Origin of the sequence: Roseicyclus sp. (assembly GCF_052168335.1) — a bacterium.
Taxonomy (GTDB): Bacteria; Pseudomonadota; Alphaproteobacteria; order Rhodobacterales; family Rhodobacteraceae; genus Roseibacterium.
On sequence record NZ_JBQLZP010000180.1, the window covers coordinates 1 to 6995 of the forward strand.

Sequence of the window (6995 nt, forward strand, 5' to 3'; positions counted from 1 at the left end):
GCTATGGCCCGAAGCCGGTCATCGTCTTCAACGTCCTTCTCCTGACGCTGGTGGCCATCGGCGTCGTCTTCGTCAGCCGCGAGAGCGTCTTCGGCATCGCCGTGGGCCCCGGGAGCCGGTTGCCCGACATCGCCTTCTACGTCCTCGGCGCGCTGATCGGGGCGGGCGGCGGCTCGCTCCAGTCGGCGTCGCGCACGATGATGGTGCGTCAGGCGCAGGCCGACCGCATGACCGAGGGCTTCGGCCTCTACGCGCTGGCGGGCAAGGCCACGTCCTTCCTCGCGCCGCTCTCGATCGGGATCGTGACGCAGGTGACGGGCAGCCAGCAGCTTGGGGTGACGCCGCTCGTGGTGCTCTTCGCCATCGGGCTCGTCCTCATGGCCTGGGTCGATCCCGAGGGGCGCAGGACCTCCGCCGCCCCCGCCGGAGCGCCCGCATGAGGCGCGTGGGCACGATCCTCGCCGCCGCCCTGACGCTCGCCGCCTGCGTGAGCAGCGCGGAGGGCCCGCCGCTCGACCCCACGATCTCGGGGATGCAGGCGCGCGAGTTCTTCGGGACCGAGCAACGGGGCTCCCCCCACGAGCCCGAAGTCATCGGCTTCTACGCCAACGGCTGTCTCGCGGGGGCGCAGGCGCTGCCCGAGAGCGGCCCGACCTGGCAGGCGATGCGGCTGTCGCGCAACCGCTACTGGGGGCATCCCGAGCTCATCGACTACGTCACCGGCCTCAGCCGGCAGGTGGCGCAGAGCACATCCTGGAACGGCCTCTATGTCGGCGACCTCAGCCAGCCGCGCGGCGGCCCGATGACCTCCGGGCACCAGAGCCACCAGTCGGGCCTCGACGTCGATATCTGGATGCTGCCCGCCCGCGACCTGAACCTCAGCACCGAGGCGCGCGAGAGCATCAGCTCGATCTCCGTCCGCTCGCAGGGCGGGGCCTGGATCAACGAGAACTGGAGCGCGGATCACGCAAGCGTCCTGCGCCTCGCCGCCTCCGATCCGCGGGTCGAGCGCATCTTCGTCACCACCGGCGTCAAGGTCTGGCTCTGCCGGAACGAGACCGGCGACCGGAGCTGGCTGAACCGCATCCGCCCCGCCGAGGGGCACCACTACCATTTCCACGTGCGGCTTGCCTGTCCTGCCGGGTCGCGCGACTGCGAAGAGCAGGAGCCGCCGGAACCCGGCGACGGCTGCGCCGAGGCAGAAGCCCGCGCCGAAGCCATCCTGAACCCGCCGCCGCCGCAATCCGACGACGGCGTCCGTCCCCCACCCGGTCCGCCCCGCGGTATCGCCGTGACGATGGCGCAGATGCCGCGCCAGTGCCTCGCGCTGCTCAGCGGACCCCCGTGAGCCGAATCCGAATGAAACTTCGTCTTGCCGTCTGCGGCCTCCTTGCCGCTGCCTCCCTCATGCCCGCGCCGGTGATGGCGTCGGGCCTACAGCTTCTGACCGACGTGGCCCTCACGGTGCCGGGAAATCCCGCGTTCGGCGGTCTCTCCGCCATCGAGATCGGCCCCGGCGGACGCTCCGCCGTAATCGTCTCGGACCGCGGCACGCTGTTCGAGGTCGCGCTGACCCGCGAGGCGGGCCGCGTGACCGCCATGGGCCTGACCGGCGCCGCCACGCTCACCGACGCGGCCGGCCTCGCCGCGGCACGGCCCGAGCAGATGGATGCCGAGGGTCTCGCGCGCCTGCCGGACGGGCGCCTCGCCATCTCGTTCGAGGGGCACATGCGCATCGCGATCCACGGCCGCGACGGGCGCGAGCGGCAGCGCATCGCGCCGCCGCCCGGCTCCGGCGCGCTGCCGGGCAACGGCGCCTACGAAGGCCTCGCGGCCGACCGACACGGCAGCCTCTACACCCTGGCCGAGCAGGCGCCGGGGCGCGGGCCGACGCCGCTCCATCGCTACGCCAACGGCAGGTGGGAGCACTTCGCGAACATCCCGCGCGTCGTCGCCCATCATCCCGTCGGCCTCGACTTCGACGACCGGGGGCGGCTCTACGTGCTGGAGCGGCGCTTCACGCTCGGCGGTTTCTCCTCGCGGATCACGCGCTACACGGTGACGGCGGATGGCCTGCGGCAGCGCGAACTGCTGCTCGAGACGCAGGTGGGTCTCCACGGCAACCTCGAGGGGCTGAGCCTCTGGCGGAACGCGGACGGCACGCTGATCGCCTCGGCCGTCGCGGACAACAACTTCCGCCAGCCCACCGCGACACGCCTCGTGGAATACGCGGTCCCGGACTGAGGGCTCAGCGTCCGGGGATGTCGTCGCGCTTGCCGGTATAGTCCCAGCCGTCGATCACCTCGAGCGCCGCGTCCGCCGTCTCGACGAAACGGAAGAGCTGCAGGTCCTCGGGCGCGATGGTCCCGGCCTCGGCCAGAGCCTCCCAGTTGATGACGTCGCGCCAGAAGGGCTCGCCGAAGAGTAGGACGGGAACCCGCTCCATCCGGCCGGTCTGGATCAGCGTCAGGCTCTCGAACAGTTCGTCGAGCGTGCCGAACCCGCCGGGAAAGACCGCGATGGCCCGCGCACGCAGCAGGAAGTGCATCTTGCGGATGCCGAAGTAGTGGAAGTTGAAGCACAGCTCCGGCGTCACGTAGGCGTTCGGCACCTGCTCGTGCGGGAGCACGATGTTGAGCCCGATGGAGCATCCGCCCGCATCCGCCGCGCCGCGGTTCCCCGCCTCCATCACGCCCGGTCCGCCACCGGTGACGATGACGTTCTCCTTGCAGCCCGTGGCCACCGACCGCTCGGTGATGATGCGGGCGAAGCGCCGCGCCTCCTCGTAGTAGGGGCTCATGTCGGCGAGCTTGCCGCGCCGCGCGCCCTCGCGCGCCTCGGGGCTGGGGATGCGGGCGCCGCCGAAGAGGACGATCGTGGACACGATGCCCCGCGCGTCGAGCTCGAGCTGCGGCTTCAGAAGCTCGAGTTGCAGCCGCACGGGCCGCAGTTCCTCGCGCAGCAGGAAGTCGGGGTCGTCGAAGGCGAGCCTGTAGGCGGGCGAGCGCGCCTGGGGCGTGTCGCGGACGTGCCGCGTGCTCTCGCGGTCGTCCTCGGCGTGCCGGAATGGCCCGTGGCGCGGATCGTCCTTCATGTCCTGTCCTTCTTCTTGCGCGACACCATGGACCTAGCCCGGCAGGGCCCGGATTGCCAGCACGGTACGCGGCGGCTATGAGGCCGCGACACCAACTGAGCAGACGCAAGGGGAGCCCATGTCGACCGCAGGACTCGAGACCGCCATCGAAGCCGCCTGGGAGGCGCGCGACACGATCACCCCGCAGACGAAGGGCGAAACGCGCGACGCGATCGAGGCGACGCTCCACGCGCTCGACCAGGGGCAGCTCCGCGTGGCCGACCGCGGCGCGGACGGCACCTGGCACGTCAACCAGTGGGCCAAGAAGGCGGTCCTCCTCGGCTTCCGCCTCCAGGACATGGGCGTGCAGACGGGCGGCCCGCAGGGCGGCACCTGGTGGGACAAGGTGGACAGCAAGTTCGCCCACTGGGGCGAGGCCCAGTGGAAGGCCGCGGGCTTCCGCGCGGTGCCGAACTGTGTCGTCCGCCGCTCGGCCCACATCGCGAAGGGCGTCGTGCTGATGCCCTGCTTCGTGAACCTCGGCGCCTACGTGGACGAGGGCACGATGGTCGACACCTGGGCGACCGTCGGCTCCTGCGCGCAGATCGGGAAGAACGTGCACCTCTCGGGCGGCGTCGGGATCGGCGGCGTGCTCGAGCCGATGCAGGCGGGCCCCACGATCATCGAGGACAACTGCTTCATCGGCGCCCGCTCCGAGGTGGTCGAGGGCGTGATCGTGCGCGAGGGCTCGGTCCTCGGGATGGGGGTCTTCATCGGCCAATCCACCAAGATCGTCGACCGCGAGACCGGCGAGGTGATGTACGGCGAGGTTCCGGCGGGCTCGGTCGTGGTGGCGGGCTCCATGCCGTCGAAGAACGGCGTGAACCTCTACTGCGCCGTCATCGTGAAGCGCGTGGACGAGAAGACGCGCTCGAAGACCTCGATCAACGAGCTCTTGCGCGACTGAACCCCGGGCTTTCCCCGCGCGTTGCCGGCTGGCATGGTGGCGGCGCGCGGAAGAAGGAGAACGCGATGCAGGGTGTAGGCTGGTTCCTCGCGATCATCGTCGGCGGTTTCGCCGGATGGATCGCCGAGAAGCTGATGAAGGCCGACCACGGCCTCCTGAAGAACATCATTCTCGGCATCCTCGGCGCGCTGATCGGCAACTTCATCCTCGAGGCGCTGAACATCGCGCCGCCGGTCGGTCTGCCCGGCCAGCTCATCGTCGCGGTGGCGGGCGCCTCGCTCCTGATCTGGATCGGCCGCGCGTTCCGCCGCAGGTGAGCGCGGTCCGCGTCACGCGCTATGCCGCGGGGGCGCTCCGCGCGGTGGCGGTGCCCCGCCTCCGGATCGCCGTCCTCGCGGATTTTCATGCCGCGACGCCGGTGATGGACGCGCGCCGCATCGCGCGGATCGTGACGCAGGCCAACGCCCTCGGCGCCGACCTGATGCTGCTCCTCGGCGACTATGCAGGCCACATCTTCGGGTGCACCTGCCTCGCCCCCGAGGCCGTCGCGACGGAGCTTGCGCGCCTCGAGGCTCAGCTCGGCGTCTGGTCGGTCTTCGGCAACCACGACTGGAAGAACGACAGGACCCCGCGCGAGGGCGAGGCGCTGCCCACGATCTGGCACCGCGCCTTCGCCGAGGCGGGGATCGCCACGCTCAGCAACGAGGTCCGCACGCTCGAGGCGGGCGGCGTGCCCTTCCGTCTCGCGGGGCTCGAGTCCCAGCAGGCCTTCAAGTATCAGCGCGGCCGGAAGGACACGGGCGCGCACGACCTGCCCGCCGTGTCCCGCGCGCTCGATCCCTCGGTCTTCACGCTCCTCATGGCGCACGAACCGGACGTGTTTCCCGAGCTTGCCGATCACGTCGACCTCACGATCTCGGGCCACACGCATGGCGGCCAGATCGCGCCCTTCGGTCTGCCGCTGATCGTACCCTCGCGGCACGGGCGGCGCTACGCCTACGGCAGCTTCGTCGAGGGGCCGAAGCGGATGATCGTCTCGGGCGGGCTCGGCATGACGACGATACCCCTCCGTCTCGGACGGCCACCGGAGATCGTGCTGGTCGAGCTCGGCTGACCCCCCGCGCGGCCTTGACAGCCGGGCCGCCGCGCCGCATCCCGCGCGGATGGCGAAGGACCCGAAGACACCGCGCAGACAGGACGTCTACACCCTCGTGGTCGAGGTCGGGCGCAAGGCCGGCGACGGCCTGCCCGACGGCGCGACGGGCGCCGCGCTCCTGTGCTACGCGACCGGTGTGGACGAGGCCGAAGCCGTGCGCGAGACGGTCGCCGTCCTCAAGCAGGCCGACCTCGCACCGCTCGACGTGTCGGGCTACGGCACCCGCGCAGACCGCGAGGCTGCGGGCGAGGAGATCGGCGAGGAGGACGCGGCGCTGATGGAGCGCGCGCTCCGCGAGAACGCGGTGATCGTCGTGCAGATGACGCCGTTCTTCGAGGGCGACGAAGACCCCTAGAGCACGAAGTTCTGCGGCCGCGCCCCCCGCGAAAGGAGCGCGCGCGCCGCCGCCCGGTCGAGAAGCGGCAGGGACGGCACGCAGTCGCGTTCGCCGGGCCGGGCGGAGGCGGGGGCGGTGTCCTCGGCGGCCAGCACCTCGGAGAGGAACGCCGTCTCGACCCGGCAGCGCCAGAGGCGCAGGCAGGCCGGATCGTCGAGCATGACGTGATGGAAGCGCCGCACCGGCCGGCGGCGATCCAGGATCGCGGTACCGCCCGACACGAGGTCGATCGCCCGCACCAGCACCGCCTCGGTGCCCGCCAGATACTCGACATCCGCGCCGTTCCGCATGAGCCGCGTCTCCGGCGTCACGCAGGTATCGGCGGCCAGCCCGAAGAAGGGCGCGCGCAGCAGGACCGGCGCGGCGCGGCCGAGGCAGAGCCGCTCGCGCGTATCGGTCCAGCGCACGACATGTGCCGCGCCGTCATGCCCGAGGACGGACATGCCCGGCACGATGCGCTCGACGGGAACCTCGCCCTCCGGCGTGGCGACCAGCGCGCCGCCCTCAATGCCGGGCAGATCGGTCGGGGGCAGCGCATGGCTCGCCACGGCGGCGACGTTCGCGCAGTCGAGGAAGCCCTGCTCCCGCGGCAGCGCCTCCTCCAGGCGTCCCTCGATGGCGATCCCGGTGCGAATACGCTGGCGCTGTCCGGTGTCGGCGTTCAGCAGGTCGACCACGTCGCTCCGCCCGTACGCGCAGGCCACCATCCGGAACTGGAGCACCTGCCCCGGCGCGATGAAACCGGGCGGCGTGCGGACATCGAGCGCCTCGCCATGGACCACGCGCAGCGCGCCGTCCGGCAACAGCAGGACCGCGATCGCGCGATCCGGGTGCGCCGCGCCCTGCCAGAGGCGCACGGGCCTCCGGCTGCGGCGGGGCATGGCGATCTCGAGCACGAGCGACATCGCGGCGAGCGGCGCGTCCACGGGGCCCGCGTGCTGCGGAAACCCCTCGGCGACACGCGCCGCCCCGTTCTGCCAGATCCCGGCCCAGGCCATCGCCGCCTCAGGTCCCGACGGCCAGGGCGCGCGCCTCGTAGCCCTTCAGCGCGGGCCGCGCGGGCGGGCCGTAGCCCTCGAAGTTCTCCGCGTCGATCCCCGGAAAGAGGGCCAGCACCTCCGCGCGCACGTCATGCTCGAACTCGTTCATCACGCAGGGCCCGGGCAGGAAGCTCTCGGTCTCCAGCCCCTCGGACCAGACGATCTGGTGCCGGTCGAAGAGGAGGTGGAAATACTCCACCTCGCCGCCCTCGGCGATGCGTACGGAGACGCCGTTCACGAGGTCCTTGGCGGCGACCAGAACCTCCTCCTCGCCGAACATCAGCTCGGCCATCCAGTGCCGCAGGAGGATGCGATGCTGCGGCGACACAACCAGCCGCCGGTGGAAACCGAAGGTTCCCGCC

At 71.6% G+C, this 6995-nt stretch carries 10 protein-coding genes; 7 read left to right on the forward strand and 3 right to left on the reverse strand.

Annotated features, from left to right (window positions below; all coding sequences use genetic code 11):
- The 3 genes from ACTS11_RS05595 to ACTS11_RS05605 form a co-directional block, all read left to right on the forward strand.
- Positions 1–440: MFS transporter (locus ACTS11_RS05595; protein WP_442639350.1), on the forward strand; the 440-nt coding region annotated here is incomplete at its 5' end.
- The gene (gene mepA / locus ACTS11_RS05600) at positions 437–1348 is read left to right on the forward strand and encodes a penicillin-insensitive murein endopeptidase (RefSeq protein ID WP_442639351.1); all 912 of its coding nucleotides are present in this window, start codon (positions 437–439) and stop codon (positions 1346–1348) included. The genes ACTS11_RS05595 and mepA, both read left to right, overlap by 4 nt.
- Positions 1349–1359: 11 nt before the next feature.
- Positions 1360–2244, forward strand: coding sequence for an esterase-like activity of phytase family protein (locus ACTS11_RS05605; RefSeq protein WP_442639352.1), 885 nt, complete (start codon positions 1360–1362; stop codon positions 2242–2244).
- 4 nt (positions 2245–2248) lie between these two features.
- Here the strand turns inward: ACTS11_RS05605 and ACTS11_RS05610 are convergent, their stop codons facing one another.
- Positions 2249–3094 carry an LOG family protein gene (locus ACTS11_RS05610; RefSeq protein ID WP_442639353.1) on the reverse strand — a complete coding sequence of 282 codons (846 nt, stop codon included), beginning with the start codon at positions 3092–3094 and terminating at the stop codon, positions 2249–2251.
- Positions 3095–3212: 118 nt separating this feature from the next.
- Between ACTS11_RS05610 and dapD the strand changes: the two genes are divergently transcribed.
- The 4 genes from dapD (at position 3213) to ACTS11_RS05630 (ending at position 5551) form a co-directional block, all read left to right on the forward strand.
- Entirely contained in the window at positions 3213–4040 is an 828-nt protein-coding gene (gene dapD, locus ACTS11_RS05615) for a 2,3,4,5-tetrahydropyridine-2,6-dicarboxylate N-succinyltransferase (protein WP_442639354.1), read from the forward strand.
- A gap of 65 nt (positions 4041–4105) precedes the next feature.
- Positions 4106–4357 (forward strand): GlsB/YeaQ/YmgE family stress response membrane protein, encoded by a 252-nt coding sequence (locus ACTS11_RS05620; RefSeq protein ID WP_442639355.1) that lies wholly within the window; start codon positions 4106–4108, stop codon positions 4355–4357.
- Positions 4354–5154 carry a metallophosphoesterase gene (locus tag ACTS11_RS05625; RefSeq protein WP_442639356.1) on the forward strand — a complete coding sequence of 267 codons (801 nt, stop codon included), beginning with the start codon at positions 4354–4356 and terminating at the stop codon, positions 5152–5154. Before ACTS11_RS05620 ends, ACTS11_RS05625 begins: the two co-directional genes overlap by 4 nt.
- 49 nt (positions 5155–5203) lie before the next feature.
- Positions 5204–5551 (forward strand): hypothetical protein, encoded by a 348-nt coding sequence (locus ACTS11_RS05630; RefSeq protein WP_442639357.1) that lies wholly within the window; start codon positions 5204–5206, stop codon positions 5549–5551.
- On the opposite strand, the gene ACTS11_RS05635 is transcribed toward ACTS11_RS05630, so the two are convergent.
- Positions 5548–6591, reverse strand: a complete 1044-nt coding sequence (locus tag ACTS11_RS05635; RefSeq protein WP_442639358.1) for a Hint domain-containing protein — start codon at positions 6589–6591, stop codon at positions 5548–5550. The two genes, ACTS11_RS05630 and ACTS11_RS05635, sit on opposite strands and share 4 nt — an antisense overlap.
- Before the next feature lie 7 nt (positions 6592–6598).
- Positions 6599–6995, reverse strand: a 397-nt coding sequence (locus ACTS11_RS05640; RefSeq protein WP_442639359.1) for a Hint domain-containing protein, incomplete at its 5' end; no start/stop codon positions are given.

Coding starts and splice junctions, on each gene's coding strand:
- mepA (WP_442639351.1), top strand. CDS start 437: ATGAGGCGCGTGGGCACGATCCTCGCCGCCGCCCTGACGCTCGCCGCC.
- ACTS11_RS05605 (WP_442639352.1), top strand. CDS start 1,360: ATGAAACTTCGTCTTGCCGTCTGCGGCCTCCTTGCCGCTGCCTCCCTC.
- ACTS11_RS05610 (WP_442639353.1), bottom strand. CDS start 3,094: ATGAAGGACGATCCGCGCCACGGGCCATTCCGGCACGCCGAGGACGAC.
- dapD (WP_442639354.1), top strand. CDS start 3,213: ATGTCGACCGCAGGACTCGAGACCGCCATCGAAGCCGCCTGGGAGGCG.
- ACTS11_RS05620 (WP_442639355.1), top strand. CDS start 4,106: ATGCAGGGTGTAGGCTGGTTCCTCGCGATCATCGTCGGCGGTTTCGCC.
- ACTS11_RS05630 (WP_442639357.1), top strand. CDS start 5,204: ATGGCGAAGGACCCGAAGACACCGCGCAGACAGGACGTCTACACCCTC.
- ACTS11_RS05635 (WP_442639358.1), bottom strand. CDS start 6,591: ATGGCCTGGGCCGGGATCTGGCAGAACGGGGCGGCGCGTGTCGCCGAG.